The organism is Methanococcus voltae, from assembly GCF_024807655.1.
Lineage (GTDB): Archaea > AGJL01 > Methanococci > Methanococcales > Methanococcaceae > Methanococcus > Methanococcus voltae_D.
This window is the reverse complement of sequence record NZ_JANUCR010000001.1, coordinates 208,190-233,539: the sequence shown is the minus strand read 5'-3', so window position 1 is coordinate 233,539 and position 25,350 is coordinate 208,190. Positions and strand designations below refer to the sequence as shown.

Genomic DNA, 25,350 nt, shown 5'->3' with positions numbered 1-25,350 from the left:
GTATAATCTATAAACTATACGCTATAAACTATAAAAAATATACGAAATATATGGTATATCAAAAATATAGTTTATTACCCATTATTTTTTAACTTTTTTTAACTTGTAATTCGGATTTATATTGAAATATATTGGATTTATTTTTATAATTTATGAAAAAATTACACAAAGTTTTTATTTAATTAAGTAATTTAATATAATAATTATATCTTATTTATTTAAAATTATAGACTCGCAATATTATAATTAAAATACCCTAAAGAAGAATGATATTATAATAACATTAAAATAACATTATATGTGGTATTAATTAAAAGGTGATTTAATGATTATCAATAGGGCTCAGGAATATCTCGAAAAAATAGAAAAATCTGATTTAAACGCTTTTATAGAAGTAAAACCCGAAAGAGTTTTAAAAGAAGCACAAGACTTAGAAAAAAACGATGCTTTAAAGAATAAACCATTATATGGAAAAATAATTGGTATTAAATCTAACATAAACGTTGAAGGATATACCATTTCTTGCGCATCAAAAACATTGAGTAATTATATTGGAACCTACGATGCAACCGTTATTAAAAAATTAAAGTCTCAAGGTGCTTTAATTATTGGTATGACAAATATGGACGAGTTTGCAAGTGGTAGCAGTGGTGAAACATCCTACTATGGTCCAACAAAAAATGCAGCAGCTTTGGACAGAATACCAGGTGGTTCAAGTAGCGGTAGCGCTTCCGCAGTAGCTGGAGACTTGTGTGATATGACATTAGGTAGTGATACGGGGGGTAGTATTAGAAACCCTGCAAGTCATTGTGGCGTAGTTGGATTTAAACCATCATACGGTGTTGTAAGTAGGCAAGGTTTATGCGATTTATCAATGAGTCTTGACCAAATTGGACCTTTGACAAAAACCGCAGAAGATGCTTTATTATTAACAAATGCAATTAAAGGGAAAGATATTTCCGAAACTACTTCATTAAGTACTCCTAAATTCAATAAAAACACAGAAGAAGTTAAAAACTACAAAGTAGGGGTAGTTAAAGAATTTATGGACATCACTGATGAAAAAATTAGAAATAACATCGAGAAAGGTATTCAAGCTTTGGAAGATGTTGGTTGTGAAATTGTAGAATTAAACTATAATTATACAGATATCGCATTGCCTACTTACTATTTAATAAATTACGTTGAATTCTTCTCCGCTACAAGAAAATATGATGGTAGAAGATACGGATACCCAATAGAAGAAGCTTGTGGCGAAGAAGTTCTCAGAAGAATTTTAATCGGTAAAACAATCAGTGAACAGGAATTCAGCGGAAAGTACTATAAAAAAGCATTACAAGCAAGAAGAACAATGAAAGCGGAAATGATAAAGTTTTTTGACAAAGTAGATATTATTGCAGGTTCAACAGTTCCTAAATTGCCACACAAATTAGGGGAAGAGATTTCAACAATGGATATGTATGCTTACGATGTTTTAACAGTTCCTACTAACCTATGTGGTATGTGTGCAGGAGTTGTAAGATGTGGAGATATTAACGGCATACCTGTCGGTTTACAATTACAAGGAGCTCCTTTAAGCGACGAAAAAGTATTAAATACAATGATTGAATTTGAAAATAGATTCTAAATATAAAACAGATTCTAATTATTTTAAATAAAATTTTTTAACTTTTTTTATTATTTTATTAGTTTAAATTATAATTGATTATTCAAAAAAAGAATGAAAAATATTTTTATACAAATATATAATAATATATTCGTATAATTTAATAATAACATTTTATTTTAGTTTATTACCTTAAAAATCTACAACATCGATTTCTTCGAGTGGTATATCTTTTAAAGCTTTACCAATTGAAGCTTTTGCGATTCTAAGGGCATGTTCCGGACTTTCTGCGTTAAATACTCTCATTGATAGGATGATACCTACAATTGCAGTTCTCGCAACCACTAACACGCAATCAACTGGTTCGCTACATTCTGGACATAAAGTTAATCCTAACTCAATGTCTACGTAGTCCAATTTTCCCTTATTCAAAGATTTACCTATCTGGGAAATTGCAATTCCTATTGCATCTTCTGCATCTTCTACATTCTTTGCAACATATGCTGCTTGTAATTTTACGTGATAATTTGTCATTTTTTCACCAATCTCACTGTTCTCACTATTTACTATTTTGCTAATGTAAATCTCACATCGTCGTCGCCTACATTGAAAATGCCAAGTCTTGCACCTGCATCTATCCAACCATAAGCATAATTTAACGAAGCAAATGCGTTTATATAGTCTCCTTTTTGTATAAATGTTTTTGCATCTGAAAAATAACATTCAATCATAGTCATGAAATCTATGGCTATATCGTGAAGCAAGCTTTTTTCAGATGGTAATCCTTTTTTTATGATAGAAATGGCTTCTTCTGTTCTATCATAATAATTTTCTATTTTTGCATATGTCAATACATCTTGTTTTTGTGTTTCGTATTCTGGGTTGATTTTTATATTCAAGTTTACACCCTAATTTTTATTATATTACTTTAATATGTCGTATTAGCATTATTCATTACATTTATAATTAGTATAATTATTAGTATAATTATTAGTATAATTATTATAATAATTATTATTAGTACTACTATTCATTAATATTATTTTATTTAACCATAATTCTATGTTATTAATTTTTATAATACGTTATTTATCTGAGTTATATGTATTAGATATATTCCTATATTTATTATTTTTTTAAAAAAGTTTACATTTTATGAATTTATTTTTAATATTTGGATAAATTTAGTTAATTTTTATAATAATTCTATCGACATTATATACGGCATTTGCCTTATAACAAAAATGTTTATATATTATATAATTATAATGATTAATCATTATAATTCTAATATCTTACAGTTTATTTATTACATTTTACAAATTAATATTTGAGAACATATTCATTACAAATTATTGAATATACATTAAAAATTAAAAATTAAAAATTTCAACTAACCAATAATCAAAAATCAAAAATCAAAATTACTATATTATTTATAATGTATTAACGTGTGAATTTAACGTAATATATAAAAGTAACCGTTTTGAGGTGGACAAATGATTGAAGTAAGGTTTCACGGAAGAGGTGGACAAGGTGCAGTGACTGCTGCTCAAATTCTTGCCAAAGCTTCATTTTACGACGGTAAATTCTGTCAAGCATTCCCATTTTTTGGAGTAGAAAGAAGGGGTGCTCCGGTAATGGCATTTACAAGAATAAACGATGAAAAAATAAGGTTAAGAACTCAAATATACGCACCGAACTTTGTAATTGTCCAAGACCCTACATTATTGGATACTATCGACGTTACAAGCGGTTTGCAGAAAGGCGGGTTAATTTTAATAAACACATTAAAAGATATCGATTTAAATGGTTATGACGTTAAAACAATTGATGCAACAGGAATTTCCTTAGACGTTTTAGGAGTACCAATTGTTAATACCACAATGGTGGGGGCTTTTGCAGGTTTAACTAATCAAGTTAGTCTCGAATCATTAAAAAAAGCTATTAAAGAAACATTTCCTGGTAAATTAGGAGAAAAGAACGCAGCAGCAGCTGAAAAAGCTTATAACAGTGTTCAAAATTAAAATACTGGATTAAAAGTAGTAAAAAGTAGTAAAAAGTAGGAATATATTTAATTAAATTAAGAAAACAGGTGGACTTATGGTTAATAAAGGTACTATTATATATGAACCTGGAAACTCAATTAATAACAAAACTGGTAGTTGGAGAGTTTTCAAACCTATCCTCGACAACGATAAATGTATCAAATGTGAAAATTGTTATATATTCTGCCCTGAAGGATGTATACAACCTGATGAAAACGGAGATTTCAAAATTGATTACGATTACTGTAAAGGTTGCTTAATCTGTGAAGAAGAATGTCCTGTGAAAGCAATTACTGGAATAAGAGAAGAAAAATAAATGATTAAAATTAATCATTAAACGAAAATATCAAAATATAAAAATATAAAAATATACTATTTATCAAAACTTTAAAGAATTCAAATATAAAATTATCAAAATCGTAATTTCCAAAAAATTATTGGGAGGATAACCATGCAAAATGTTAAAGTTATAACCGGCACTTCGGCAGCTGCAGAGGCTGCTAAATTGGCAGACGTTGATGTTATAGCCGCTTATCCTATCACCCCACAGACAACATCTGTAGAGAAATTAGCGGACTTTGTAGCTAATGGGGAATTGAATGCGGAATATATTAAAGTAGAAAGCGAACACTCAGCAATAAGTGCGTGTGTCGGTGCAAGTGCAACCGGTGCAAGGACATTCACTGCAACATCATCACAAGGTTTAGCGTTAATGCACGAGATATTATTCGCAGCAGCAGGTATGAGAATGCCTATTGTAATGATGAACGCAAACAGAGCTTTATCAGCACCTATTAATATCTGGAACGACCAGCAAGACAGCATTTCACAAAGAGATACTGGATGGATTCAATTATATGCTGAAAACAACCAAGAAACTTTGGATTTAATTATTCAGGCATTTAAAATCGCAGAAAACGAAAATGTTTTATTGCCTATAATGGTAAACTTAGACGGTTTTATTTTAACACACACCGTAGAACCTGTGGAAATACCTGAAAAAGAAAAAGTTTTAAACTTTGTTGGTCAATACGAACCTAAACACGCATACTTAAGACCTGAAAAACCAATGACACAAGGTGCGTTGGGCGACCCAGAATGGTATATGGAAACAAGATATGATGTACAACAAGCTCAAGACAATGCTTTAAAAGTTATAGAAGAAGTTCACGACAAATTCGCTGAAAAATTCGGTAGAGCTTACGGAAATGGTTTAATCGAGACTTACAACACTGAAAAAGCTGAAACTGTTTTGATTACAATGGGTTCATTATGTGGAACCATCAAAGATGTAATTGATGAGTTGAAAGCTGAAGGTAAGGAATACGGTTTATTAAAAATCATCAGCTACAGACCTTTACCTACAGAACAAATCAAAGAAGCTTTAAAAGGTACTAAAAACATCGCAATCTTGGATAAAGACATAAGCTTAGGTTTAAACAAGGGTGCTTTATTTACCGATGTTGCTCCATTCTTAGAAGCTAAAACCGCTAACTACATAGTAGGACTTGGTGGAAGAGACATAAAAAAGGCACATATAAAGGAAATCATAGAACACGTGGAAAAAGAAGCAAAAGACACTGAAACAAAGTGGATTGGCTTAAAAGAATAATTTAATAAAATAATAATTTAATTTAATTTAATAATTTAATAATTTAATAACTAATTTGACACTTAATTTAATAGAATATCAAAATAACTTATAACGAATAATTAAACCTTAAAATTTTAATAATTTTATCGGTGGTAAGATGGCAAGACAATTCCCAAGAGAAGAATTATTTGCTCCCGGACACAGAGGTTGTGCAGGTTGTGGAGCAGCAATTGTTGCAAGATTAGCTTTAAAAGCAGCAGGTAAAAACACCATCGTAGCAAACGCTACCGGATGTCTCGAAGTTATGACAACTCCATACCCAGAAACAGCTTGGAGAGTGCCTTGGATGCACGTTGCATTTGAAAACGCAGCAGCAGTTGCAAGTGGTATCGAAGCAGCAGTTAAATCCTTAAAAAGAAAAAGAGGACTTTACGAAGGCGAAAAAGTAAATGTAATCGCTTTCGGCGGTGATGGTGGTACAGCAGATATCGGTTTCCAAGCATTAAGTGGTGCAATGGAAAGAGGACACGATATGGTATATATTATGTACGATAACGAAGCATATATGAATACAGGGGTTCAAAGAAGTGGTTCAACTCCATTTATGGCTTCAACAACTACATCACCAGCAGGTAGTGTAATTAGGGGAGAAAATAGACCTAAGAAGAATATGCCTATGATTATGGCAGCTCACGGTATTCCCTATGTGGCTACAGCTTCGATTAGCTACCCAGAAGACTTTATGAACAAAGTTAAAAAAGCTTGTGAAATTGATGGGCCAGCATTTATTCAAATTTTACAGCCTTGTACAACAGGTTGGGGTTATCCAGCATCTAAAACAGTTGAATTAGGTAGATTGGCAGTTAAAGCAGGAATTTGGCCACTTTACGAAATTGAAAATGGTGAGTATAGGGTAACATACAAACCTTCAAAAAGAATTTCAATTGAAGAGTACTTAAAAACTCAAAAAAGATACAGGCATTTAACCGAAGAAGACGTTGAAGAAATGCAACAATTAATCGACCACAAATGTCAAGAGATGGGAATTTAAATTTAATTAAATTTTAAATTCTATTCAGTACTATTAATTAAATTTTTATTCAAAGGTGTATTTATTATGAAAAAAATTGTCATGTTGGATAGTAAATCTTGTGATAATTGTGGAGATTGCATGAAAGCATGTTCAGAGGTTCACGGGGTAAGTAGGATAAGTATACTCGATTATCAAGGTGAATACTTCCCAGTAGTGTGCCAACACTGTGCTTCAGCTCCTTGTGGCGAAATATGTCCTGTAAATGCAATAGACGTTAACAACGGCGTAGTTCACTTAAACGAGGAATTATGTATCGGCTGTGGATTATGTGCATTAGCTTGTCCATTTGGTGCAATTTTCATAAATGAAAAAACCGCTCACAAATGTGATTTATGTATTGAAGAAAATGACGAATGTGCTTGTATAAAAGCATGTTCTAAAAGATGCTTAGAAGTAGTAGATGTTGAAGATATCGTATTATCCAAAAAACTCAAAAATTTACCAAATTTAGCAAGTATCACAAAGCCAGGTTCAAAAGCAGGTAAATCTAAAAATAAAAGTTTAATGTCTTTAATAACTTCTTCTTCAAGAGTAAATAATCCGTAAGTTATATTTTGGATTATTAGTTTTACTAAATAATTATATCTTAAAGTGGTGATGTTATGAAAATAATGCCCAACATCGAGTTATGTGTGGATTGCGGAAGATGTGAACGTTCCTGCCCTCATAACGCAATATTTATCGTTGAAGGCATTCCTATTAGGTGTATGCACTGTGAAAGTGCTCCGTGTATTCAAGTATGCCCGGAAAATGCACTTAAAAAAGTAGGGGATAGGGTAATTCTCGATAATGATAAATGTATCGGCTGTTCTTTATGTACGGAAGTGTGTCCTATCGGGGCTATAAGAATAGACGGTGCTACAGGAATTGCTACAAAATGTAATGATTGTATGGAATTTGATTCAGAAATTTGTGTGGATGTATGTCCAACAGGTGCTTTATCTTCATATAAAAAAATTGTAGACGATAAAAGGGACGATATGTTAGTTAAATTAAAAAAATTGACTACATTGAACAAATAATTTAAAAAATATTCTATTAAATAATTTTAATAATATAATATTATAAATATATAATAACTATATAATAAATATCTAATAAATATATCTTAAATATATCCTAAATCTACAATACTTCTTTTAATTCTATTTTATTTAATTTATTATTCTCAAAATCTAATATTATAAATGTTTTTAATGGTATTCTTGGACAAGTGAAACTACCAGGGTTTAATAACATAATGGTTTTATCAAAACCTTCCACACTTTCAATCATCGGTATATGGGTATGACCCGAAATTAAAACGTCCCAACCTTTTTCGAGTGCCATATATTTCAGTTTTAACTTATCACCACGTGGTTCTATAGTATTACCGTGAATTACTCCAATTTTAAGCCCATTTACAATAAACTCATATTCTTGAGGTAAATCTATTTTTGATAATATAGGGTCGTACCTATCGATATTACCTTTTACAAGGATTAATTTATATTTTGTGCTTTTTAACTCATTTAACTTTTCAATTACTTCTTTTGAGGTTAAATCTCCACAATGGATTATTAAATCTACTTTTTTAAGTTCATTTTCCACATATTCTGAAAACTGTTCTTTTATGCACTCATTTATATCATCTATCTCTCTGCAAGTATGTCTATCGGGTATATGAGTATCTGATATAATACCAATACGTATGTTAGGGTCGTTTATTTCAATCGGTTTTTTGTAAAAACTTTCCTTAATCGAACCGTTTGACATTTTTTCACCGTGCTAATTTTTTAAGAAATATGATATAAAAATATGATACGAATTACATATGCTATGTTAAAATATGGTGTATTTTAATGTGAAATTGAATTCAATGGTAAAATTCAATGGATAATAATTAAATATATAATGTATTGTAAAAAAAGTTTATTATAAATTATGAAATTATTTCTGATATTAAAAAAATAAAAATTTGGACATTTTATAATAGTAATATAATATTTTAATTTAATTAATCGTATTCTCTCCAAGTATGTGAGCATTTTTTACATTTATAAAATCTTGTTTCCGGTTCATCTGCACATCTTGTTTGTTGTAACCACCAGTATGCTTCCATATTTCCACAGCTTGGACATTCAATCCTAATGGATGGTAATGTATTTACGTTTTCAATTACTGTAACATCTTGTGATTTACTTTCTATTTTTTCAGATAATTCATATTTATCTTTATTATTTTCTAAGCTACTTTCAAATCCACATACTACGCATTTTAAGATACCTTCTTTAGGTAACATTATATTATTACATTTTGGGCAAAATTCAACCATAATTTCCCTCTATAGTTTAATATACAAATTATCATAATCTAAAATGAAAACAAATTACGATTTATTCATTGAAATAATTTAAATCGTAATAACTTAAAATTATACATATTATTGCACATATTATTATACACATAATACAAGGTTTAATTAATTCATTTCATAAATAAAAGTCGATAATTTTATAGATGACTTTATTATTTTAGTTTACAATTTATTTTTAATATTATTGGTTTATATGCTTTTTTATTGATTTTAGATATGAGCATATTTCTGTTATTATATAATATAATTCAACTAATGATGGTTTAATTAATATATATATTTTTTGATATTTTCAAACAAGTTATTTTATCTTTAAACGGTATAATTAGATACGCAAATATAAAAAAATACTGAGGCCATATAGATAATATTTAAATAATATATTTACATTAAATTTTAATCTAATTAAATTATCTACTCAAATTTGGATTATGTTAATCGATTTATTCAATTATCGGATTTATTGTATGGATTTTTAGTTTTATTTGGTGAAAATATGTCAGGTTTTGATGTTAATTTATTTATTTCTATTGTTCCCCGATTATTTGAAGGCGCTTTAATGACCTTAAAAATAACAGTATTTTCCATTATACTGGGCATAGTCTTAGGCGTATTCGTAGGGGTTGGTAGAATATCTTCCAATTTTATATATCGTAGCTTTTCCTCGGTATATATAGAATTAATACGGGGTACGCCGATGCTTGTACAAATTATGATAATATACTTCGGTTTACCTGATTTAGGTATCAATCTCGATGCATTCTTAGCCGGGGTTTTAGCACTCGGTTTAAACAGTGGTGCTTATATTGGTGAAATTATAAAAGCAGGTATTTTATCAGTTCATCACGGGCAAATGGAAGCTGCAAGAAGTTTGGGAATGAATTACTTCCAAGCTATGAGACACATTATTCTCCCTCAAGCATTTAGAAATGTTTTACCTGCATTAGGTAATGAATTTATCATACTTTTAAAAGATTCCTCTTTATTATCCGTGATTGCTATTGTGGAACTTTTAAGAGTCGGTGATCAAGTCAGAGGGTCGACATATAACGCTTGGACCCCATTATTGGGTGTAGCATTATTTTATTTATTAATGACGATACCATTAAGTAGATTAGTCTTATATATTGAGAAAAGGTGGAAAATTGATAGAAATGGTTAATATTCATAAGAAATTTGGTGAAAATCACGTTTTAAAAGGAGTAGATTTAAAAGTACATAAGGGGGAAGTGGTTGTGATTTTAGGGCCGAGTGGTAGTGGTAAATCAACCTTATTACGATGTATCAACGGTCTTGAAGTAATAACTGATGGAAAAGTAATATTTGAAAATCAAGATATTTGTGATAAAAAAGCAGATATTAATAAAATTCGCCAAAAAATCGGAATGGTATTCCAACAGTTTAACTTATTTCCTCATCTTACAGTAATGGAAAACATTACTTTTGCACCAATTAAAGTGCTAAAAAAATCAAAAGAAGATGCAGAAAGACTTGCAAGAGAATTACTTAAAAAAGTAGGGCTCGAAGACAAGGATGATGCTTATCCCATACAACTTTCAGGAGGTCAACAACAAAGGGTTGCAATTGCACGTGCTTTGGCAATGAAACCAGATGCAATGTTGTTTGATGAACCTACTTCCGCATTAGACCCTGAATTAGTTAACGAAGTTTTAGATGTAATGAAACAACTTGCATACGAAGGTATGACAATGGTTGTAGTGACTCACGAAATGGGTTTTGCAAAAGAAGTCGGAGATAGGATAGTTTTTATGGACGAAGGCAATATAATCGAAGAAGGGGCGCCCTCTGAGATATTTACAAATCCAAAACACGACAGAACTAAAAATTTCTTTGGAAAAATTTTATCACATAATTAAAAGTTATTTTTTCTTTTCTTTTAAATTTATTATGTTATCTAAAAAAAATAAAAATCGAAAAATCACTATAAAAATAAAATAAAATAAAATAATAAAATAATATAATAAAATAATAAAATAAAAATAATTATTTTCTAATTAAATTAAAAATCCGTAGTTTAATAAAGCTTCTGCAACAATTATTGCAAAAGTAATTCCAAGCACTTTTTCAGGTTCTACTTTAATTTTAGAGATATCTGTATCCATATATCTTACTAAACCAGCACTTGTGCTTAACCCTTCATCGTTTTTATCCCTAGCCAAGATTCCACCTAATTCTAATTATAAAATTTATTTATAATTTTTAATTATTATTATTTATATATTCATAATATTTATATTTATCATATTTAGCATACTTTTCATAGTTAGTATTGTAGTATTTTAATACATTATCTATTTTTTAAATTTGTATATACTTTTTAAATCGAAGTAACCATTGATTCGTATATTTCCTGGTCTCTTATATATTTTCCAGAGCGCATTACCAATGTTATTTTTGAAGGCAATATCATAGAAAGCATACTTGCCATTTCATCATAAGCATCTTTATCTTCTGATGTTAATTGTGAGCCTTTGCCAAATACTGAATAGTAATTTACAATATATCTCGAGCCTAATTTATTAACATAAACTATATAGTTGTGTGTAGATTGTTGGTCCATAAAATTTACTATTAAGCTAATATCGCTGGTTTCTATTGTGCTCATATAGTACACAGTGCCCCTTTCACCAGTCATTTTTTTAGTGCCATACACTTCATTTTCAGTATCTTTTGCAATCTGTTCTTCTGCAATTTCTGGAATTAATACTCCTACTTTTTCATGGGGAATTTGATTTTTAAAGTCATTAAATGCTTTAATTCCATCGATGTTTTCGTTATCTTCTTCAAGACAGCCCGAGGTAGAAACGCATGTAACAATTAGTATGGAACTAATTAGTATAATTAAAATACTTTTTAATGTACCTATGCCATTTTTATTACTGTTATTTTTGATAATATCACATCTAATCTTATTGTATTTGTTATGGATTTTAGTCTTATTGTATGGGGTAAATAAATATATTAATAATTAGACTTTTCTTTGATAAAAAATTATCCATACTACCCGTATATTCATATATTTTGATATCTAACTATTTTTTAAAAGTATTTTTAAACATATTATATATTTTAAAATATCAAGAATATGGTTATAAATAACTAAAAATTAAAAATTAAAAATTAAAAATAAATTAAGAGAAATTTGAAGTAATTTAATGGTGGTTTAACCTATTTAATTATCTCCAAACCATTTATTGTATATTTCATCGTATGTACCGTCAGCTTTCATATCCGCTAACGCTTTATCGATTTTTTCAGATAATTCTGTATCGTCTAATCTTGTAGCAATACCATAAGATTCTGAAGTCATTAAATCGCCGGTTAATTTATATAAACCAGGGTTTTCTTGGAAGTATTCTGTAGCAACAACGTTATCAACAAGAACAGCGTCAATTTTACCGTTTTTCATGTCCATGAAAGCATCGCCAATTTTGTTGTATTGTTTAACTTCATAGTTGTATTTTGAAGCATTTTCTGAAGCAATAAGGTCTCCAGTTGTAGCAATTTGTACACCAACTTTTTTGTCAGACAAGTCTTCTAAAGTTGTAATTTCGTTATTATCTTTGTTAACTGACAAAATTTGACCAGCTTCGAAGTAAGGTTCTGAGAATTTAACTTCTTTTGACCTGTTTTCTGTAATTGTCATAGCTGAGATAACACAATCAAATTTTTTAGTATTCAACGCAGGTATAAGACCGCCAAACTGTGAATCGATTATTTCAATTTCCATATCAAGTCTTCTGCCGATTTCGTGGATTATATCCATATCAAATCCTGTTGGTTTACCGTTTTCATCCATATATTCAAAAGGTCTGAAATCCACACTCGAACCAACTGTTAAAACATATGGCTCTTCCACATTGCTGTTTGCATTGCCGTTATCAGTACATCCTGCGAAGGAAACAACAACCGCAACTAAAGCAACTAAGAAAAGAGCTTTAATACTATTTTTAACCATAATTTCACCGAATTATATCTATTATATCTATTTTATGCCCCCAACTAAATTTAGTAGGAATTAATATTATACATATAAATAATATATAATTGTTTTTATCTTAAAATTTACACCAAACTAAAAAAATAATATAAATGTTAAAATATTAAAATAATTATAATTTAATACTAATAAGAATAATAAGAATAATAAGAATAATAAGAATAATAATCACCATCTATGAGGAATATTATGCAAAATAAACTTAAAAATCAACTTAAAACTAATAATAAATATAATATTTCTAATTCTCCAAAATTATTGAACTTACTGAAAAAACAAGACGAAAATTTATATAAAAAAGAATTGGAAACTGAAACAATAAACATTGCTTCAAATTTAATAAGAATAAATTCTGTAAATCCGGGTTTTGGTGGAAAAGGGGAATTTGAAGAAGCACAGTATATATTAAAAAAATTAAATGAATACGTGGAAAAATACAACGTTGATTTAAAAATAAAAGAATATAACACAACTGACAATGACAACATAATACGACCAAACATCGTTGTAGATTTGGATTTAAACAAAGAAAACAGTTTAACTATAATTTCACATATGGATATTGTACCAGAGGGCGATATTGCTCTATGGGACACAGAACCGTACGAACCAGTTATAAAAAACGGTAAAATTTATGGTAGGGGTAGTGAAGACAACGGAAAAGGTATAGTTTCATCTTTTTTAATTTTAAAATTATTGTTAGACGAATTAAAGCAAAAATCAATCACTGCAGATGATTTAAAGTATAATTTAAAACTAATTTTTGTAGCTGACGAAGAAAACGGTAGTACTTATGGTATTAGACATCTTTTAAAATACGAAGATGAGATATTTAAAAAAGGAGACGTCATAATAGTTCCAGATTTTGGAGTGGGTCATGGAAATCTTGTAGAAATTGCTGAAAAACAAATAATGTGGATTAAATTTACAATCACTGGTTTCCAATGCCACGGTAGTACGCCACATAAAGGAATAAATGCAGGTATGCTGTCATTTTTATTCGGCGATATGCTCTATAAAACTCTATATAATACATATAACGCAAAAGATGATATATTTACATTCCCTTATTCAAGTTTTGAACCAACAATCGTTAAAAATTCCGTAGAAAATGCAAATACTATCCCAGGGAATGTTGAAATGTATTTCGATTGCAGAGTTTTACCCGATTATAATGTAGATGATGTTTTAAAAACAATAGACAATACAATTATGAAATTTAAAAGAGAATTGCCTATTAATTTGAAATATTATTGTGAAGATTTATCTGATAATATTGAAATTACTTATAATGTAGAAAATTTAGAAAAATCTGGAAAATTATCTGAAAATTCAAAATCTGTTGTAGAAATATGTGATTCTATTGATAAAATATTGAATATAGAACCAGAATTATGCGGAATGGGTGGTGGTACTGTAGCAGCACCTATAAGAGTTAAAGGATATGAAGCTGTTGTATGGGGTATGGGCAATGAAACAGCTCACCAACCAAATGAAAACGTTGATATCGTGGATTTATTAAATATGGGTAAGATATATCTTACTATGATGATAAAAGAGGATAAAAATTAATTTAAATAAATTTATTTTTTAATTTTATTATATGACTTTTATTATGTTATTACAATATTTTATATTATACGACATATTTTAGGGGATTTTATGGAAGTTGACGAAAAGCAATTAAAATTAAAATTAAAATACGATATTGTTATTTTAAAAATTGGCGGTAGTTTAACATTAAACTGTGAAAATCTTTTGAATACTTTAAAAGAAGAGTTAAATCAAATAAATAATTCTTTAAACATATCTAATTCAAAAAAAATAAAATTACTCATAATCCCGGGCGGGGGAAACTTTGCAAACAATGTAAGGGAAATTTATGATAAAACAAACCTGTCTAATGACGGAGCTCATAAATTAGCTACTTTATGCACGGATTTAACCGGAATGTATATGGGCGATATTTCAAATATAAAAACCGCTAATAACGTCTACGATGTAAAAAATATGTTTAAAAATGATGATTTATTAATTTTTCTACCTTCTAATTTGATATTATCAACTGATGAGTTGCCTCGTTCTTGGGATGTGACTTCAGACAGTTTTGCGGGTTATCTTGCAAAATTACTAAAATGTGGGAAGTTAATCATTGCAACAGATGTTGATGGCATATATAATAAATACCCAGAAGGAAAACTATTAAATACCATAAATGCCAAATCGATTAAAGGTTTTACCTCGATTGACAAATATTTGCCAGAATTCATATGTTCAAGTAATTTTGAATGTTATGTGGTAAATGGTAATTTTCCAGAAAGGATAATCAATATTTTGGAAAATAAAATCGATAGGTATACAAAAATATTAAAATAAATAGTATATTCTTAAAATAAATATTAATCTATTAAAATATTAATTAAATAAATTATTAAACTGGTATGTATTTTCTATTTTTCATATTTGATTTACATAGGTTTATATAATAATTTATAGTAATCATATTTAGTTTATACTCAAAATTCTTTGAGATATATAACTTTAAATATAATTAAACAATAAGTCTAAATTTATATTATTCAATTTCATAAAAACTTTTATAAAGCTATATTTTATATAGGATATACGCCTATTAAAATAGGAAACATATGGGTAAATTTAACCCTTATATTTATCCGAATATCATAGCTTAAATAAATAAAAGTGGTGAAACAATGAAAGCTAAATGTACTACATGTAATGCAGAAATTGCACCAAGAGAAAACGCTACAAGATTTTTATGTCCTAACTGTGGAAAAGTAGAAATCGTTAGATGCGAAAAATGTAGAAAATTAAGTAACCAATACAAATGTCCTGTATGTGGATACGAAGGACCATAATCGAACTACTAATCGTATGATTTTAATATTGATTTGGTCAAATATTCTAAATCTAAGGAATACTTCCCTACATTAAATCAAATATATAGTTAATATAGTATATTTTACATAATATATCATATAGTCTATATCCTATCTATATCAATAAAACGATTTAATCGGTGATAACATGGCTGATGTAATTGCAAAAGTAAAAGTAATGCCTGTAAGCCCAGAAGTAGAAAAAGAAGCTTTAAAAGAAAAGTTAACAAAAGTTGTTGAAGAAAATGACGCTAAATGTAGGGGTGTATCTGACGAACCTTTAGCATTCGGATTGTACACAATTTACGTTATGGTTGAAATGGAAGAAAGAGAGGGTGGAATGGACCCTATCGAACAAGCAATGAATGATTTAGAAGATGTAGAAAGTGCAGAAGTTGTAGAACTTTCATTAATTTAATTAACAATTATTTATTATGGTATTAAAATTCGTAAATAGATTAAATAAATTAAATAAAGTATATAAATTTAAATACATGAAACTAACGTTAAGTACTAATTAACAATTATTAATTGGTATTATGTGATAATAATTAGTTATTCCTAATATTGGATTAATTAATAGTCAATTTGATAGATTGTATTTTACTTTTATTGTTATTTATTGAATTATTAATCAATTATGAAATTATGTTAATTAAATAAATTTGCAAACTTGAATTATCTGCCAAATGGTTATAAATGGTTATTTAACTTGCTTAATTGGTTATATTAATAATTACAGCTTAAAAAACTAACATTTAACTATATTTTAAAATAATATGCTTTTAAAAGCAAATGTATATTTATAAAAAATTTATGCAAAAATATTTCAAAATTTAGAAGTGGGATGTTTAATATGGGCGGTATGAAAAACTATATAAATCAGTATAAGCAATTAAAAACGGCTATAGAGTATATTTCAGAAAATGGATATACTGTTAATATTAGGCAAAATGAAAAACCTATTATGGTAGTAGGCAAGCACGCAAAACCCAATTTTGTATTAAAAAACACTGTTGGAAATGTGAAAGTCAACTGCATCAACACTGTTAAACTCATATACAATATGAAGCTTTAACCTATTGAGGTGTATATGATGGTTAAATTGAACTATAAAGTTGAAACTGACCCAAGCAAAACAGCAAGAGCTATGGGAAGAACTTTAAAAATTTCAAGAAAACACACAATTGAGATTTGTAGAGAAATAAACGGTATGAAATTAGATAAAGCAATGGCTTACTTAAACAGAGTTATTAAGTTAGAACAAGCTGTACCGTTCAAAAGACATGACAAAGATGTTCCTCACAGAAAAGGGGACTTAAAATGGCACGCTGGTAGATTCCCACAAAAAGCTGCGGGAGAAATCCTTCACGTTCTTGAAAATGCTAAGAAAAACGCAGAATACAAAGGCATGAACACAGAAAAGTTGAGAATTAAACATATCTCATCAAACAAAGGATTCACAATCAAAAGATACATGCCAAGAGCATTTGGTAGGGCTTCACCTAAATACCAAGAAACAGTACACGTACAAGTTATATTAGAAGAATTCTACTAATTGCGTATATAATAAAAAATGATTACCTTAGTTTAGTTTGATTAATCTAAACGATAGAACAAAAGTTAAGAACTAATGGTGAATCGTTGAATATTGGTGAAACAATGATTGAAAGAACATTCGTTACAAATAATGTTTCAGAAGCATTAATTAATGAATATTTTTGTAAAAAGTTAGTAAAAGCTGGATACAGCCACATTGATGTTAAAAAGACACCAATAGGTACAAGAATTACAGTATTTGCTGAAAAACCTGGATTTGTAATTGGTAGAAAAGGTAAAATGGTTAAAGAATTAACTGAAACCTTAAGAACAGTTTACAAAATCGAAAACCCACAAATAGAAGTTAAACAGATTGAAAACGCTGATTTAGACCCTGCAGTAGTAGGTCATAAAATTGCAGCTTCACTCGAAAAAGGTATGCACTTCAGAAAAACAGCACACTCAGCAGTAAGAAGAGTTATGAACGCTGGTGCAAAAGGTGTATCCATTATCGTTTCCGGTAAATTATCCGGTGAAAGGTCAAGAACTGAAAAGTTCATGGACGGATACATGAAACACTGTGGTGAACCATCAGAAGAATTAGTTATGAAATCACACCAACTCGCAAAATTAAAATTGGGTGTTGTTGGGGTTACAGTTAAAATTATGTTACCTGATGTATCATTACCTGACGAAATCGTAATCACTTCCGGAGAAATTAAAGAAGTGTCAGAAGTAGTTGAAGTAGCTGAAGTAGTTGAAGCAACTGAAGAACAATAATTCGATAAACACCAAATACATAAAAAGGTGGTAAGATGGCAATCTTAAAAGCAAATGAAATCAGGGAATTGTCACTCGAAGAAATGCAAGAAAAAATTGTTGAAATGAAAAAAGAGTTAATGAAAGAAGGCGTTAATAAAGCAACAGGCGGTTCACCTTCAAACCCTGGTAAAATCAAGGAACTCAAAAGAACAATTGCAAGAGTATTGACAATCATCAAAGAAAAAGAAGCACAAAATGCTTAATTTGATAATTTAAGTATAATGTACGTATTATTTGTAATAATATTTCTAAAAATATTTAAAATTTATAAAAAATCGACATTAACTTTAAATAATATAAATTAATAGCTATAAATATAGCATAAAATTAATATAAAATACTATAAAATACTATAAACTAATATATTATAAATGTAAAAAATACAGAACGTTGTATCAAAACGAGAGGTGCATTAATGCCGGAGATTTGTCCAATATGTGGTTTACCTAAAGATTTATGTGTTTGTGAGGAAATAGCTAAAGAAGAACAAAAAATAAAAGTTTACATTACCAAACGTAGGTTTGGTAAATTAATGACTGTTGTTGAGGGCTTCGACGCAGACCTTATAGACGTTAAAGACCTTGCGAAAAAATTGAAAGATATCTGTGCTTGCGGTGGAACTGTTAAGAAAGATAGTATTGAATTGCAAGGCGATCATAGGAAAAAAGCTGAAGACATTCTCATAGGTATGGGCTTCTCAAAAAATATGATTGACGTAAGATAATAATGCAATGTAATGACGTAATTAAGTTTATATACTATATTACCATACTAACATAATACATTATTATTTAAAATGTAATAGATACATTAATACATTAAATACTATTGAAAAGGTAGTGGATACGTAAATGTACACCCTCAAGCCTTTATTTGGGTAGGGACACCCATGAAAATTTCGAAAGATATTCTCAGACATGAGTTAATAGGGTTAAGCGTTGAAGTAATTCAATGTACCAACAAACAACTTATCGGTAAAAAGGGAGTAATTGTTGACGAAACAAGAAATACCTTGACCATTGAGTCCAAAGTAGTGAATTCTTCTGTCCATATCGAACAAAAGAATGAAAACTTAGACGATGACGTTCAATATCTATATAAGGAGTTTCAAATTCCAAAAGATATTGCAGTATTTCAATTCGACATAACTACTTCCGAGGGTCTTTTTAAAGTAAAAATCGATGGAAATTTACTTATTGGAAGACCTGAAGATAGGTTGAAAAGAAAGTTTAAAAAAATTTATCCTTATTAAATGTTAAATTTTAATTTGGCGTTTAAAGGATAACCCTATTATAATCGTTAGAAATTATTTTAATGGTCCCAAGATGCATTTAAAAATCTATTAAATGTGTATATTAAAAGTATATGGGTTATACAAAACATAATCAATATTTTTTATATTAAAATTGGTATACTATTGATTTTAGTAATTCTATTGATTTTAATTGATATGTTGATTATTGCAAAGTGATTTGCTAATTTTGTATGATTTATGAGTATTATTATAAATTTGACAGAAAAAAATATTTATCGATATTGAATTTTGATATTATTATGGTGATTTATCGTAATTATTTATCGTAATGATATATCTGAAAAATGTTTATATACCTGCAACCCGTATTTACTCTGGGACTATACCAATTAATAATTATATGTATCACATATATACAAATACACTCTATATCTGGAGGTATAATAATGACAAACATAGGAATTGATGTAAAAACTCCTGAAAATGTTTGTGATGACATAAACTGTCCTTTCCACGGGAAATTACCAGTTAGAGGTCAAACATTTGAAGGCGTAGTAACCTCAGATAAAGGACACAACACAGTTGTAATCGAAAGAGAAATTATACGATACTTGTCAAAGTACGAGAGATACGAAAAAAGAACAGTTAGCATGATTGCACACAACTCACCTTGTATCGCAGCGAAAGTTGGAGACATCGTGAAAATTATGGAATGCAGACCAATCAGCAAAACAAAATCTTTTGTAGTAATCGAAAAGACAATACAAGAATAATTCCTTTAAATGGGTGAATATCATGAAAGGAATCGGGTCAACCGTAGTAAGGTCATTACCAAACGGAGCAAGAATATTCTGTGCAGACAATACAGGAGCTAAAGAATTGGAAGTTATATCAGTTAAGAATTACTCTGGTGTAGTTAGAAGATTACCAGCTGCTGGTGTAGGTCAGATGGTTTTTGTTTCAGTTAAGAAAGGTACTCCTGAAATGAGAAAGCAAGTTTTACCTGCTATCATCATCAGGCAGAAGAAAGAATATAAAAGAGCAGACGGCTCAAGAGTTAAGTTTGAAGATAACGCAGCAGTTATTGTAACACCAGAAGGAACACCAAAAGGTTCAGAAATCAAAGGTCCAGTTTCAAAAGAAGCTGCTGAAAGATGGCCTGGTGTTTCAAGATTGGCTAAAATTATTCACTAATCGAGTCACAAAAATAAGTAAGGTGGAATAATGGTGTTGACTAGTTCAAAACAGCCAAGAAAGCAAAGAAAAGCACTCTATAACGCACCGCTACATTTAAGAAATAACTTAATGTCAGCTATGTTGTCAAAAGAGTTAAAAGAAAAATTAAATAAAAATTCAATACCTTTGAAGAAAGGAGACTTGGTAAAAGTTATGAGAGGAAACTTCAAAGGCGTTGAAGGCGAAGTTACAAGCGTAAACTACAAAAACTATAATGTTGTTGTAGCTGGCGTAGTTAACAAAAAGCAAGATGGTACAGAAAAATCCTACCCAATACATCCATCAAATGTGATGATTGTAAAGTTGGATGATTCAGACGATAAGAGATTTAAAAACGCTAATAAATAAGAGGTGTGAGCATGGCAGTTAAAGGACCTAAAAGACATCTAAAAAGATTAGCCGCTCCAGCAAACTGGCAAATCCCAAGAAAAGTCAGAACATTCACAGTAAGACCTGCACCTGGTTCACACGCAATGGATAAATCATTACCATTGTTATTGATAATAAGAGATGTATTAAAATACGCTGACAATTCAAGAGAAGCTAAAAAGATTATCCAAACAGGAAAAATCTTAATCGACGGTAAAAAGAGAAAAGAATACAAACTTCCAGTAGGATTAATGGACTTAATTTCAGTTCCTTTAATTAACGAGAATTATGTTGTATTGTTTGACGAATCCGGAAGATTAACTTTGAAAAAAGTTGAAGAAGCTGGCGTAAAATTGTGTAAAATTGTAAACAAAACAGTTATTAAAGGCGGACACATCCAGTTAAACTTACACGATGGTAGAAACCAAATAATAACCGTTGCAGATGCTACAAAAGCAGAAGAAGACGTTTACAAAACAGGCGACAGTATTTTATTATCAATACCTGAACAAAAAATTGCAGGACATGTTCAATTTGGAGAAAACAAATTAGCATACGTTACTGGCGGTAAACACGTTGGAGAATTCGCTAAAATTATAGAAATTGAAGAAAGAAAATTATATGCAGATATAATTACACTTGAAACAAAAGACGGCGAACAATTTAAAACCGTTAAAGATTACGTATTTATCGTAGGCGACAATGAACCGGTAATCAATTTATAATTAAATGGTTTTTATCAATTAATTAATAATGATTAAAGATTTATTAACAACTATTATAAATTAGCTAACTTTGAATTAATTTTAATTATTGTTATGATAATTGAAATTGGTTAATTTCAAAGATTTCTAACTATTATTTCTAAAAATATAGTTTTAGAAACAAGAACCCTAAAAAGATTAGGAGGGCAAAATATGTCATTCCAAGAAATATGGGAAAAAGAACCGATGAAAAAACCAAGAATTCAAAAAGTTACAGTAAACTTTGGTGTTGGTGAAGCAGGCGATAGGTTAACTATTGGGGCTAAGGTTATTGAAGACCTTACTGGACAAGCACCTGTAAGGACTTTAGCAAAACAAACTAACCCTGCATTCGGAATCAGGAAAAAATTACCTATTGGATTGAAAGTTACCTTAAGGGGTATTAAAGCTGAAGAGTTTTTAAAGAACGCATTCACTGCTTTCAAAGCATCTGGTAAGGTATTATACGACAGGTCATTTGACAAAGTCGGTAATTTTTCATTTGGTGTTCCAGAACACATTGACTTCCCAGGCCAAAAATACGACCCATCAGTTGGAATATACGGTATGGACGTATGTGTAACTTTTGAAAAGCCAGGATACAGAGTTAAATCAAGAAAGCTTAAAAGAAACACAATTCCTGAAAAACACTTAGTTAAAAAAGTCGAAGCTATCGAATTAGTTAAAGCAACATTCGATATGGAAGTACTTGAAGAATAAGGTGATTATTTATGACAAAAGCACCGTTCAAGAAAAAATTTGGACAAGGTTCCAAGGTTTGTAAAAGATGCGGAAGAAAAGGACCGGGAATTATTAGAAAATACGGCTTAAACTTATGTAGGCAATGCTTTAGAGAAATGGCACAAAACTTAGGATTTAAAAAGTACGATTAAGTGATGAAAGGATTAGAAAGGACAAGGAGGTAACAGTATGAGCTTAATGGACCCTCTTGCGAACGCATTGAACCATATATCCAACTGTGAAAACGTAGGTAAAAACACAGCTTACTTAAAACCTGCATCTAAATTAATTGGAAGAGTACTCAAAGTTATGCAAGACCAAGGATACATTGGAAACTTTGAATACATTGAAGATGGTAAAGCGGGAGTTTACAAAGTAGCATTAATTGGTCAGATTAATAAATGTGGCGCTGTAAAACCAAGATTCGCAGTTAAAAACCAAGAATTTGAAAAGTTTGAAAAGAGATACTTACCAGCAAAAGGTTTCGGTTTGTTAATCGTAAGTACCCCTAAGGGGTTAATGACTCACGATGAAGCAAAAGATGCCGGAATTGGTGGAAGGCTAATTTCATACATCTATTAATTGCGTTAAGCAAATTTATAAGCTAATATCCTAAGATATTATTCATTATTATTGTATTTTCATACGATAAGACGAGGAGGTATAGTTATGCCAGTTGCTGCAATTATAAGGGAAGAAGTTTCTATCCCAGAAAATGTAAATGTTGAACTAAACGGCAACAACATTACTGTAAAATCCGGCGGTAAACAATTAGAAAAAACATTAAATTACACAGGAATCGAATTCTCATTAGAAGATGATAAACTTGTTATTCAATGTTCTTTCCCGAATAAAAAACAGACCGCTATGGTAGGTACATATAAAGCACACGCTCTTAACATGATAAAAGGAGTTACTGAAGGCTTTGATTACAAATTAGCAATTAAATACGCCCACTTTCCTATGAAAGTAAGTGTTAAAGGCAACATTGTAATTATTGACAACTTCTTAGGTGAAAAACACCCAAGAAATGCAAAAGTAATGCCTAATGTCACTGTTAAAGTAAGCGGTGAACAAGTAATAGTTAGCGGAATCAACAAGGAATTTGTTGGTCAAACTGCTGCAAACATTGAACAAGCCACTAAAGTAAGCGGAAGAGATACAAGAGTATTCCAAGACGGTATCTACATCGTTGAAAAAGCAGGTAAGGTATTATAGGTGGTTTCATGAGTGATTTTAAAAGATTAATGAGATTAAAACTCAAAATGAAACAGAAAAGACCTGAATTCAAAAGACAAGATAGCCACAGAACCGCAAGAATCGGTACCAGCTGGAGAAGACCATTCGGTAAACACAGTGGTATGAGAATTGGATTGAAACACAGAGCTGCTGTAGTTAAAATCGGATACAGATGTCCTGCATTAGTAAGGAATCTTCATCCATCAGGTTTGGAAGACGTTCTTGTTAATAACGTTAAAGAGATTTCAGCTTTAAACCCTGAAACTCAGGCAGCAAGAATTGCATCAACAGTTGGTAAGAGAAAAAGAATTGAAATGATTAAAAAAGCTAACGAATTAAATATTAGAATTTTAAACATTTCAAAACAAAAACAAGAAGAATTATTACAATAATTAAGTAAAAATTCAAAATTTATTTAAAAATAATAATAATTCAATTCTATAATTCAATTATCAAATTCAGGCTAATTAGAGTAATTCTCATGAATTAATGTTATTGCAATTATAACAATCGAATCCATACGTCTGAAAATGTAAAGACAGGTGATATTATGGATGTATCAACTCAAAGAAGAATTGCAGCTAACATACTCGATTGCGGTATTGATAGAGTATGGGTTGACCCTGAAAACTTAGAAAAAGTTAAACTTGCAATTACCAAAGATGATATTAGAGCTTTAGTTAAAGACGGTATCATTGTTAAAAAGCAAGAAAAGGGTATCAGTAGCGCAAGAAAGAAAAAGATACAAGAACAGAAAAGAAAAGGCAAAAGAAAAGGCCAAGGTTCTAGAAAAGGTGCTAAGGGTGCAAGAACTCCTAAGAAAGAAAAATGGATTAACACCATTAGACCTTTAAGAAGAATGTTAAAAGAAATGAGAGAAGAAGATAAAATCGAAAGAACACAGTACAGAAAATTGTACAGAATGGCTAAAGGTGGCGCTTTCAGAAGTAGAAACCACATGAAACTCTACATGAAAGATCACGGTATCTTAAGCGAATAATTAGTGTTTTGATTTATTAATTTTTTCATAAAATAATTATCCTTTATAATTAATAAACTAATAATTGCGAGAGAGTTAATATATATTAATTCATGTTATTTGATTATTAAATAATTAATAACTAATTATTAATTAATTATTAATAATACGTAATTATTATTGATTTATAACTAAAGTTATAAGGAGGAATGGTTATGGCAAGAAACGCCAAGTACAGAGTTCCTTTTAGAAGAAGAAGAGAAGGAAAAACAGATTTCAGACAAAGATTAGGATTATTATTGTCTGGTAAGCCAAGATTAGTTGCGAGAAAATCCTTGAACAACATTGTAGCTCAAATAGTAGCTTACGATGAGAAAGGAGATATCATATTAGCTTCAGCACATTCAAAAGAGCTTGTTAAATTAGGATATAAAGGACACTGTGGTAATTTACCAACAGCGTACTTAACAGGTTTATTGATTGGTAAAAAAGCTGTAAAAGAAGGCGTTGAAGAAGCAGTACTCGATAAAGGTTTACACAGAGCTACAAAAGGAGCTGCAATATTCGCAGTTTTAAAAGGTGCTCTTGATGCAGGCTTAGAAATTCCACACGGTGATGAAATCATCGGTAATGAGGAAAGACTTTCAGGTGCTCACATCGCTGAATATGCAAAAGTTTTAAAAGCTGAAGACGAAGACGCTTACAAGAAACAATTCTCAAAGTACTTAGAAAAAGGTTTAAACCCTGAAGATTTGCCAGCACACTTTGAAGAAATAAAAGAAAAAATCCTTAGCTTGTAAGGTGATAAA

The 25,350-nt window shown here is 29.9% G+C and carries 37 protein-coding genes; 30 read left to right on the top strand and 7 right to left on the bottom strand.

Features of this window, described 5'->3' with window-relative positions:
* Nucleotides 1–325: 325 nt before the first annotated feature.
* Complete coding sequence (gene gatA, locus J3E06_RS01045) at nucleotides 326–1,627, top strand: Asp-tRNA(Asn)/Glu-tRNA(Gln) amidotransferase subunit GatA (RefSeq protein ID WP_013180465.1); 1,302 nt, start codon at nucleotides 326–328, stop codon at nucleotides 1,625–1,627.
* Between the two features lie 171 nt (nucleotides 1,628–1,798).
* Here the strand turns inward: gatA and J3E06_RS01040 are convergent, their stop codons facing one another.
* Both J3E06_RS01040 and J3E06_RS01035 read right to left on the bottom strand, forming a co-directional pair.
* Nucleotides 1,799–2,140 carry a DUF555 domain-containing protein gene (locus tag J3E06_RS01040; protein WP_013180464.1) on the bottom strand — a complete coding sequence of 114 codons (342 nt, stop codon included), beginning with the start codon at nucleotides 2,138–2,140 and terminating at the stop codon, nucleotides 1,799–1,801.
* 32 nt (nucleotides 2,141–2,172) lie between these two features.
* Complete coding sequence (locus J3E06_RS01035; RefSeq protein ID WP_013180463.1) at nucleotides 2,173–2,505, bottom strand: DUF357 domain-containing protein; 333 nt, start codon at nucleotides 2,503–2,505, stop codon at nucleotides 2,173–2,175.
* 600 nt (nucleotides 2,506–3,105) lie between these two features.
* On the opposite strand from J3E06_RS01035, the gene J3E06_RS01030 reads away from it, so the two are divergent.
* The 6 genes from J3E06_RS01030 (at nucleotide 3,106) to J3E06_RS01005 (ending at nucleotide 7,363) form a co-directional block, all read left to right on the top strand.
* Nucleotides 3,106–3,633: a pyruvate ferredoxin oxidoreductase subunit gamma gene (locus tag J3E06_RS01030; protein ID WP_013180462.1), complete on the top strand. Its 528-nt coding sequence runs from the start codon at nucleotides 3,106–3,108 to the stop codon at nucleotides 3,631–3,633.
* A gap of 76 nt (nucleotides 3,634–3,709) precedes the next feature.
* Nucleotides 3,710–3,970: a pyruvate synthase subunit PorD gene (gene porD / locus J3E06_RS01025; protein WP_013180461.1), complete on the top strand. Its 261-nt coding sequence runs from the start codon at nucleotides 3,710–3,712 to the stop codon at nucleotides 3,968–3,970.
* Nucleotides 3,971–4,105: 135 nt separating this feature from the next.
* Nucleotides 4,106–5,266, top strand: coding sequence for a pyruvate synthase subunit PorA (gene porA / locus J3E06_RS01020; protein ID WP_013180460.1), 1,161 nt, complete (start codon nucleotides 4,106–4,108; stop codon nucleotides 5,264–5,266).
* Between the two features lie 139 nt (nucleotides 5,267–5,405).
* A complete protein-coding gene (gene porB, locus J3E06_RS01015; protein ID WP_013180459.1) occupies nucleotides 5,406–6,299 on the top strand; it encodes a pyruvate synthase subunit PorB in 894 nt (297 codons plus the stop codon).
* Nucleotides 6,300–6,365: 66 nt separating this feature from the next.
* Entirely contained in the window at nucleotides 6,366–6,887 is a 522-nt protein-coding gene (locus J3E06_RS01010; RefSeq protein WP_013180458.1) for a 4Fe-4S dicluster domain-containing protein, read from the top strand.
* A gap of 56 nt (nucleotides 6,888–6,943) precedes the next feature.
* Nucleotides 6,944–7,363, top strand: a complete 420-nt coding sequence (locus J3E06_RS01005; protein WP_013180457.1) for a 4Fe-4S binding protein — start codon at nucleotides 6,944–6,946, stop codon at nucleotides 7,361–7,363.
* Nucleotides 7,364–7,466: 103 nt separating this feature from the next.
* On the opposite strand, the gene J3E06_RS01000 is transcribed toward J3E06_RS01005, so the two are convergent.
* Together J3E06_RS01000 and J3E06_RS00995 are read right to left on the bottom strand one after the other, a co-directional pair.
* Nucleotides 7,467–8,096 carry a YfcE family phosphodiesterase gene (locus J3E06_RS01000; protein ID WP_013180456.1) on the bottom strand — a complete coding sequence of 210 codons (630 nt, stop codon included), beginning with the start codon at nucleotides 8,094–8,096 and terminating at the stop codon, nucleotides 7,467–7,469.
* A 241-nt stretch (nucleotides 8,097–8,337) separates the two neighbouring features.
* Nucleotides 8,338–8,655: a transcription factor S gene (locus J3E06_RS00995; RefSeq protein ID WP_013180455.1), complete on the bottom strand. Its 318-nt coding sequence runs from the start codon at nucleotides 8,653–8,655 to the stop codon at nucleotides 8,338–8,340.
* Nucleotides 8,656–9,193: 538 nt separating this feature from the next.
* On the opposite strand from J3E06_RS00995, the gene J3E06_RS00990 reads away from it, so the two are divergent.
* Nucleotides 9,194–9,859 carry an amino acid ABC transporter permease gene (locus J3E06_RS00990; RefSeq protein ID WP_048187171.1) on the top strand — a complete coding sequence of 222 codons (666 nt, stop codon included), beginning with the start codon at nucleotides 9,194–9,196 and terminating at the stop codon, nucleotides 9,857–9,859.
* Nucleotides 9,843–10,574 (top strand): amino acid ABC transporter ATP-binding protein, encoded by a 732-nt coding sequence (locus J3E06_RS00985; protein WP_013180453.1) that lies wholly within the window; start codon nucleotides 9,843–9,845, stop codon nucleotides 10,572–10,574. Before J3E06_RS00990 ends, J3E06_RS00985 begins: the two co-directional genes overlap by 17 nt.
* Before the next feature lie 138 nt (nucleotides 10,575–10,712).
* Here J3E06_RS00985 and J3E06_RS00980 read toward each other — a convergent pair whose 3' ends face one another.
* The 3 genes from J3E06_RS00980 to J3E06_RS00970 form a co-directional block, all read right to left on the bottom strand.
* The gene (locus J3E06_RS00980; protein WP_013180452.1) at nucleotides 10,713–10,877 is read right to left on the bottom strand and encodes a preprotein translocase subunit Sec61beta; all 165 of its coding nucleotides are present in this window, start codon (nucleotides 10,875–10,877) and stop codon (nucleotides 10,713–10,715) included.
* Between the two features lie 158 nt (nucleotides 10,878–11,035).
* On the bottom strand, nucleotides 11,036–11,323 hold the full coding sequence (locus tag J3E06_RS00975) for a hypothetical protein (protein ID WP_048187169.1): 288 nt from the start codon (nucleotides 11,321–11,323) through the stop codon (nucleotides 11,036–11,038).
* 567 nt (nucleotides 11,324–11,890) lie between these two features.
* Entirely contained in the window at nucleotides 11,891–12,676 is a 786-nt protein-coding gene (locus J3E06_RS00970; protein ID WP_013180450.1) for a basic amino acid ABC transporter substrate-binding protein, read from the bottom strand.
* 231 nt (nucleotides 12,677–12,907) lie between these two features.
* Between J3E06_RS00970 and J3E06_RS00965 the strand changes: the two genes are divergently transcribed.
* The 21 genes from J3E06_RS00965 (at nucleotide 12,908) to J3E06_RS00865 (ending at nucleotide 25,341) form a co-directional block, all read left to right on the top strand.
* Complete coding sequence (locus tag J3E06_RS00965) at nucleotides 12,908–14,290, top strand: M20 family metallo-hydrolase (protein WP_013180449.1); 1,383 nt, start codon at nucleotides 12,908–12,910, stop codon at nucleotides 14,288–14,290.
* A gap of 90 nt (nucleotides 14,291–14,380) precedes the next feature.
* Nucleotides 14,381–15,094, top strand: a complete 714-nt coding sequence (mfnE, locus tag J3E06_RS00960; protein ID WP_013180448.1) for a [5-(aminomethyl)furan-3-yl]methyl phosphate kinase — start codon at nucleotides 14,381–14,383, stop codon at nucleotides 15,092–15,094.
* A 338-nt stretch (nucleotides 15,095–15,432) separates the two neighbouring features.
* Nucleotides 15,433–15,597, top strand: coding sequence for a zinc finger domain-containing protein (locus J3E06_RS00955; RefSeq protein WP_013180447.1), 165 nt, complete (start codon nucleotides 15,433–15,435; stop codon nucleotides 15,595–15,597).
* A gap of 169 nt (nucleotides 15,598–15,766) precedes the next feature.
* On the top strand, nucleotides 15,767–16,036 hold the full coding sequence (locus J3E06_RS00950; protein WP_013180446.1) for an elongation factor 1-beta: 270 nt from the start codon (nucleotides 15,767–15,769) through the stop codon (nucleotides 16,034–16,036).
* A 438-nt stretch (nucleotides 16,037–16,474) separates the two neighbouring features.
* Nucleotides 16,475–16,696 carry a hypothetical protein gene (locus J3E06_RS00945; RefSeq protein WP_013180445.1) on the top strand — a complete coding sequence of 74 codons (222 nt, stop codon included), beginning with the start codon at nucleotides 16,475–16,477 and terminating at the stop codon, nucleotides 16,694–16,696.
* 18 nt (nucleotides 16,697–16,714) lie between these two features.
* Nucleotides 16,715–17,176, top strand: coding sequence for a 50S ribosomal protein L22 (locus J3E06_RS00940; protein WP_048187167.1), 462 nt, complete (start codon nucleotides 16,715–16,717; stop codon nucleotides 17,174–17,176).
* Nucleotides 17,177–17,280: 104 nt separating this feature from the next.
* Complete coding sequence (locus J3E06_RS00935) at nucleotides 17,281–17,937, top strand: 30S ribosomal protein S3 (protein WP_013180443.1); 657 nt, start codon at nucleotides 17,281–17,283, stop codon at nucleotides 17,935–17,937.
* A 35-nt stretch (nucleotides 17,938–17,972) separates the two neighbouring features.
* Nucleotides 17,973–18,182: a 50S ribosomal protein L29 gene (gene rpmC / locus J3E06_RS00930; RefSeq protein WP_013180442.1), complete on the top strand. Its 210-nt coding sequence runs from the start codon at nucleotides 17,973–17,975 to the stop codon at nucleotides 18,180–18,182.
* A 212-nt stretch (nucleotides 18,183–18,394) separates the two neighbouring features.
* Nucleotides 18,395–18,703, top strand: coding sequence for a stress response translation initiation inhibitor YciH (gene yciH, locus J3E06_RS00925; RefSeq protein WP_013180441.1), 309 nt, complete (start codon nucleotides 18,395–18,397; stop codon nucleotides 18,701–18,703).
* A gap of 165 nt (nucleotides 18,704–18,868) precedes the next feature.
* Entirely contained in the window at nucleotides 18,869–19,231 is a 363-nt protein-coding gene (locus tag J3E06_RS00920; RefSeq protein ID WP_013180440.1) for a ribonuclease P protein component 1, read from the top strand.
* A 449-nt stretch (nucleotides 19,232–19,680) separates the two neighbouring features.
* Nucleotides 19,681–20,007, top strand: coding sequence for a 30S ribosomal protein S17 (locus J3E06_RS00915; RefSeq protein ID WP_013180439.1), 327 nt, complete (start codon nucleotides 19,681–19,683; stop codon nucleotides 20,005–20,007).
* Between the two features lie 22 nt (nucleotides 20,008–20,029).
* Nucleotides 20,030–20,428 (top strand): 50S ribosomal protein L14, encoded by a 399-nt coding sequence (locus J3E06_RS00910; RefSeq protein WP_013180438.1) that lies wholly within the window; start codon nucleotides 20,030–20,032, stop codon nucleotides 20,426–20,428.
* Between the two features lie 30 nt (nucleotides 20,429–20,458).
* Nucleotides 20,459–20,818: a 50S ribosomal protein L24 gene (gene rplX / locus J3E06_RS00905; protein WP_013180437.1), complete on the top strand. Its 360-nt coding sequence runs from the start codon at nucleotides 20,459–20,461 to the stop codon at nucleotides 20,816–20,818.
* Nucleotides 20,819–20,829: 11 nt separating this feature from the next.
* Nucleotides 20,830–21,564, top strand: a complete 735-nt coding sequence (locus J3E06_RS00900) for a 30S ribosomal protein S4e (RefSeq protein ID WP_013180436.1) — start codon at nucleotides 20,830–20,832, stop codon at nucleotides 21,562–21,564.
* Between the two features lie 192 nt (nucleotides 21,565–21,756).
* Nucleotides 21,757–22,302 (top strand): 50S ribosomal protein L5, encoded by a 546-nt coding sequence (locus tag J3E06_RS00895; protein ID WP_013180435.1) that lies wholly within the window; start codon nucleotides 21,757–21,759, stop codon nucleotides 22,300–22,302.
* 11 nt (nucleotides 22,303–22,313) lie between these two features.
* Entirely contained in the window at nucleotides 22,314–22,475 is a 162-nt protein-coding gene (locus J3E06_RS00890; protein WP_013180434.1) for a 30S ribosomal protein S14, read from the top strand.
* A gap of 37 nt (nucleotides 22,476–22,512) precedes the next feature.
* Nucleotides 22,513–22,905, top strand: coding sequence for a 30S ribosomal protein S8 (locus tag J3E06_RS00885; protein ID WP_013180433.1), 393 nt, complete (start codon nucleotides 22,513–22,515; stop codon nucleotides 22,903–22,905).
* An 87-nt stretch (nucleotides 22,906–22,992) separates the two neighbouring features.
* Nucleotides 22,993–23,541, top strand: a complete 549-nt coding sequence (locus tag J3E06_RS00880; protein WP_013180432.1) for a 50S ribosomal protein L6 — start codon at nucleotides 22,993–22,995, stop codon at nucleotides 23,539–23,541.
* A gap of 8 nt (nucleotides 23,542–23,549) precedes the next feature.
* Entirely contained in the window at nucleotides 23,550–23,954 is a 405-nt protein-coding gene (locus J3E06_RS00875) for a 50S ribosomal protein L32e (RefSeq protein WP_013180431.1), read from the top strand.
* A gap of 158 nt (nucleotides 23,955–24,112) precedes the next feature.
* On the top strand, nucleotides 24,113–24,562 hold the full coding sequence (locus tag J3E06_RS00870; protein WP_013180430.1) for a 50S ribosomal protein L19e: 450 nt from the start codon (nucleotides 24,113–24,115) through the stop codon (nucleotides 24,560–24,562).
* A gap of 194 nt (nucleotides 24,563–24,756) precedes the next feature.
* A complete protein-coding gene (locus J3E06_RS00865; RefSeq protein ID WP_013180429.1) occupies nucleotides 24,757–25,341 on the top strand; it encodes a 50S ribosomal protein L18 in 585 nt (194 codons plus the stop codon).
* Nucleotides 25,342–25,350 lie beyond the last annotated feature (9 nt).

Excerpts from the sequence above, each read along its gene's own strand:
- gatA (WP_013180465.1), top strand. The coding sequence starts at position 326 with ATGATTATCAATAGGGCTCAGGAATATCTCGAAAAAATAGAAAAATCT.
- J3E06_RS01040 (WP_013180464.1), bottom strand. The coding sequence starts at position 2,140 with ATGACAAATTATCACGTAAAATTACAAGCAGCATATGTTGCAAAGAAT.
- J3E06_RS01030 (WP_013180462.1), top strand. The coding sequence starts at position 3,106 with ATGATTGAAGTAAGGTTTCACGGAAGAGGTGGACAAGGTGCAGTGACT.
- porD (WP_013180461.1), top strand. The coding sequence starts at position 3,710 with ATGGTTAATAAAGGTACTATTATATATGAACCTGGAAACTCAATTAAT.
- porA (WP_013180460.1), top strand. The coding sequence starts at position 4,106 with ATGCAAAATGTTAAAGTTATAACCGGCACTTCGGCAGCTGCAGAGGCT.
- porB (WP_013180459.1), top strand. The coding sequence starts at position 5,406 with ATGGCAAGACAATTCCCAAGAGAAGAATTATTTGCTCCCGGACACAGA.
- J3E06_RS01010 (WP_013180458.1), top strand. The coding sequence starts at position 6,366 with ATGAAAAAAATTGTCATGTTGGATAGTAAATCTTGTGATAATTGTGGA.
- J3E06_RS01005 (WP_013180457.1), top strand. The coding sequence starts at position 6,944 with ATGAAAATAATGCCCAACATCGAGTTATGTGTGGATTGCGGAAGATGT.
- J3E06_RS01000 (WP_013180456.1), bottom strand. The coding sequence starts at position 8,096 with ATGTCAAACGGTTCGATTAAGGAAAGTTTTTACAAAAAACCGATTGAA.
- J3E06_RS00995 (WP_013180455.1), bottom strand. The coding sequence starts at position 8,655 with ATGGTTGAATTTTGCCCAAAATGTAATAATATAATGTTACCTAAAGAA.
- J3E06_RS00990 (WP_048187171.1), top strand. The coding sequence starts at position 9,194 with ATGTCAGGTTTTGATGTTAATTTATTTATTTCTATTGTTCCCCGATTA.
- J3E06_RS00975 (WP_048187169.1), bottom strand. The coding sequence starts at position 11,323 with ATGAGCACAATAGAAACCAGCGATATTAGCTTAATAGTAAATTTTATG.
- J3E06_RS00970 (WP_013180450.1), bottom strand. The coding sequence starts at position 12,676 with ATGGTTAAAAATAGTATTAAAGCTCTTTTCTTAGTTGCTTTAGTTGCG.
- J3E06_RS00965 (WP_013180449.1), top strand. The coding sequence starts at position 12,908 with ATGCAAAATAAACTTAAAAATCAACTTAAAACTAATAATAAATATAAT.
- mfnE (WP_013180448.1), top strand. The coding sequence starts at position 14,381 with ATGGAAGTTGACGAAAAGCAATTAAAATTAAAATTAAAATACGATATT.
- J3E06_RS00955 (WP_013180447.1), top strand. The coding sequence starts at position 15,433 with ATGAAAGCTAAATGTACTACATGTAATGCAGAAATTGCACCAAGAGAA.
- J3E06_RS00950 (WP_013180446.1), top strand. The coding sequence starts at position 15,767 with ATGGCTGATGTAATTGCAAAAGTAAAAGTAATGCCTGTAAGCCCAGAA.
- J3E06_RS00945 (WP_013180445.1), top strand. The coding sequence starts at position 16,475 with ATGGGCGGTATGAAAAACTATATAAATCAGTATAAGCAATTAAAAACG.
- J3E06_RS00940 (WP_048187167.1), top strand. The coding sequence starts at position 16,715 with ATGGTTAAATTGAACTATAAAGTTGAAACTGACCCAAGCAAAACAGCA.
- J3E06_RS00935 (WP_013180443.1), top strand. The coding sequence starts at position 17,281 with ATGATTGAAAGAACATTCGTTACAAATAATGTTTCAGAAGCATTAATT.
- rpmC (WP_013180442.1), top strand. The coding sequence starts at position 17,973 with ATGGCAATCTTAAAAGCAAATGAAATCAGGGAATTGTCACTCGAAGAA.
- yciH (WP_013180441.1), top strand. The coding sequence starts at position 18,395 with ATGCCGGAGATTTGTCCAATATGTGGTTTACCTAAAGATTTATGTGTT.
- J3E06_RS00920 (WP_013180440.1), top strand. The coding sequence starts at position 18,869 with ATGAAAATTTCGAAAGATATTCTCAGACATGAGTTAATAGGGTTAAGC.
- J3E06_RS00915 (WP_013180439.1), top strand. The coding sequence starts at position 19,681 with ATGACAAACATAGGAATTGATGTAAAAACTCCTGAAAATGTTTGTGAT.
- J3E06_RS00910 (WP_013180438.1), top strand. The coding sequence starts at position 20,030 with ATGAAAGGAATCGGGTCAACCGTAGTAAGGTCATTACCAAACGGAGCA.
- rplX (WP_013180437.1), top strand. The coding sequence starts at position 20,459 with ATGGTGTTGACTAGTTCAAAACAGCCAAGAAAGCAAAGAAAAGCACTC.
- J3E06_RS00900 (WP_013180436.1), top strand. The coding sequence starts at position 20,830 with ATGGCAGTTAAAGGACCTAAAAGACATCTAAAAAGATTAGCCGCTCCA.
- J3E06_RS00895 (WP_013180435.1), top strand. The coding sequence starts at position 21,757 with ATGTCATTCCAAGAAATATGGGAAAAAGAACCGATGAAAAAACCAAGA.
- J3E06_RS00890 (WP_013180434.1), top strand. The coding sequence starts at position 22,314 with ATGACAAAAGCACCGTTCAAGAAAAAATTTGGACAAGGTTCCAAGGTT.
- J3E06_RS00885 (WP_013180433.1), top strand. The coding sequence starts at position 22,513 with ATGAGCTTAATGGACCCTCTTGCGAACGCATTGAACCATATATCCAAC.
- J3E06_RS00880 (WP_013180432.1), top strand. The coding sequence starts at position 22,993 with ATGCCAGTTGCTGCAATTATAAGGGAAGAAGTTTCTATCCCAGAAAAT.
- J3E06_RS00875 (WP_013180431.1), top strand. The coding sequence starts at position 23,550 with ATGAGTGATTTTAAAAGATTAATGAGATTAAAACTCAAAATGAAACAG.
- J3E06_RS00870 (WP_013180430.1), top strand. The coding sequence starts at position 24,113 with ATGGATGTATCAACTCAAAGAAGAATTGCAGCTAACATACTCGATTGC.
- J3E06_RS00865 (WP_013180429.1), top strand. The coding sequence starts at position 24,757 with ATGGCAAGAAACGCCAAGTACAGAGTTCCTTTTAGAAGAAGAAGAGAA.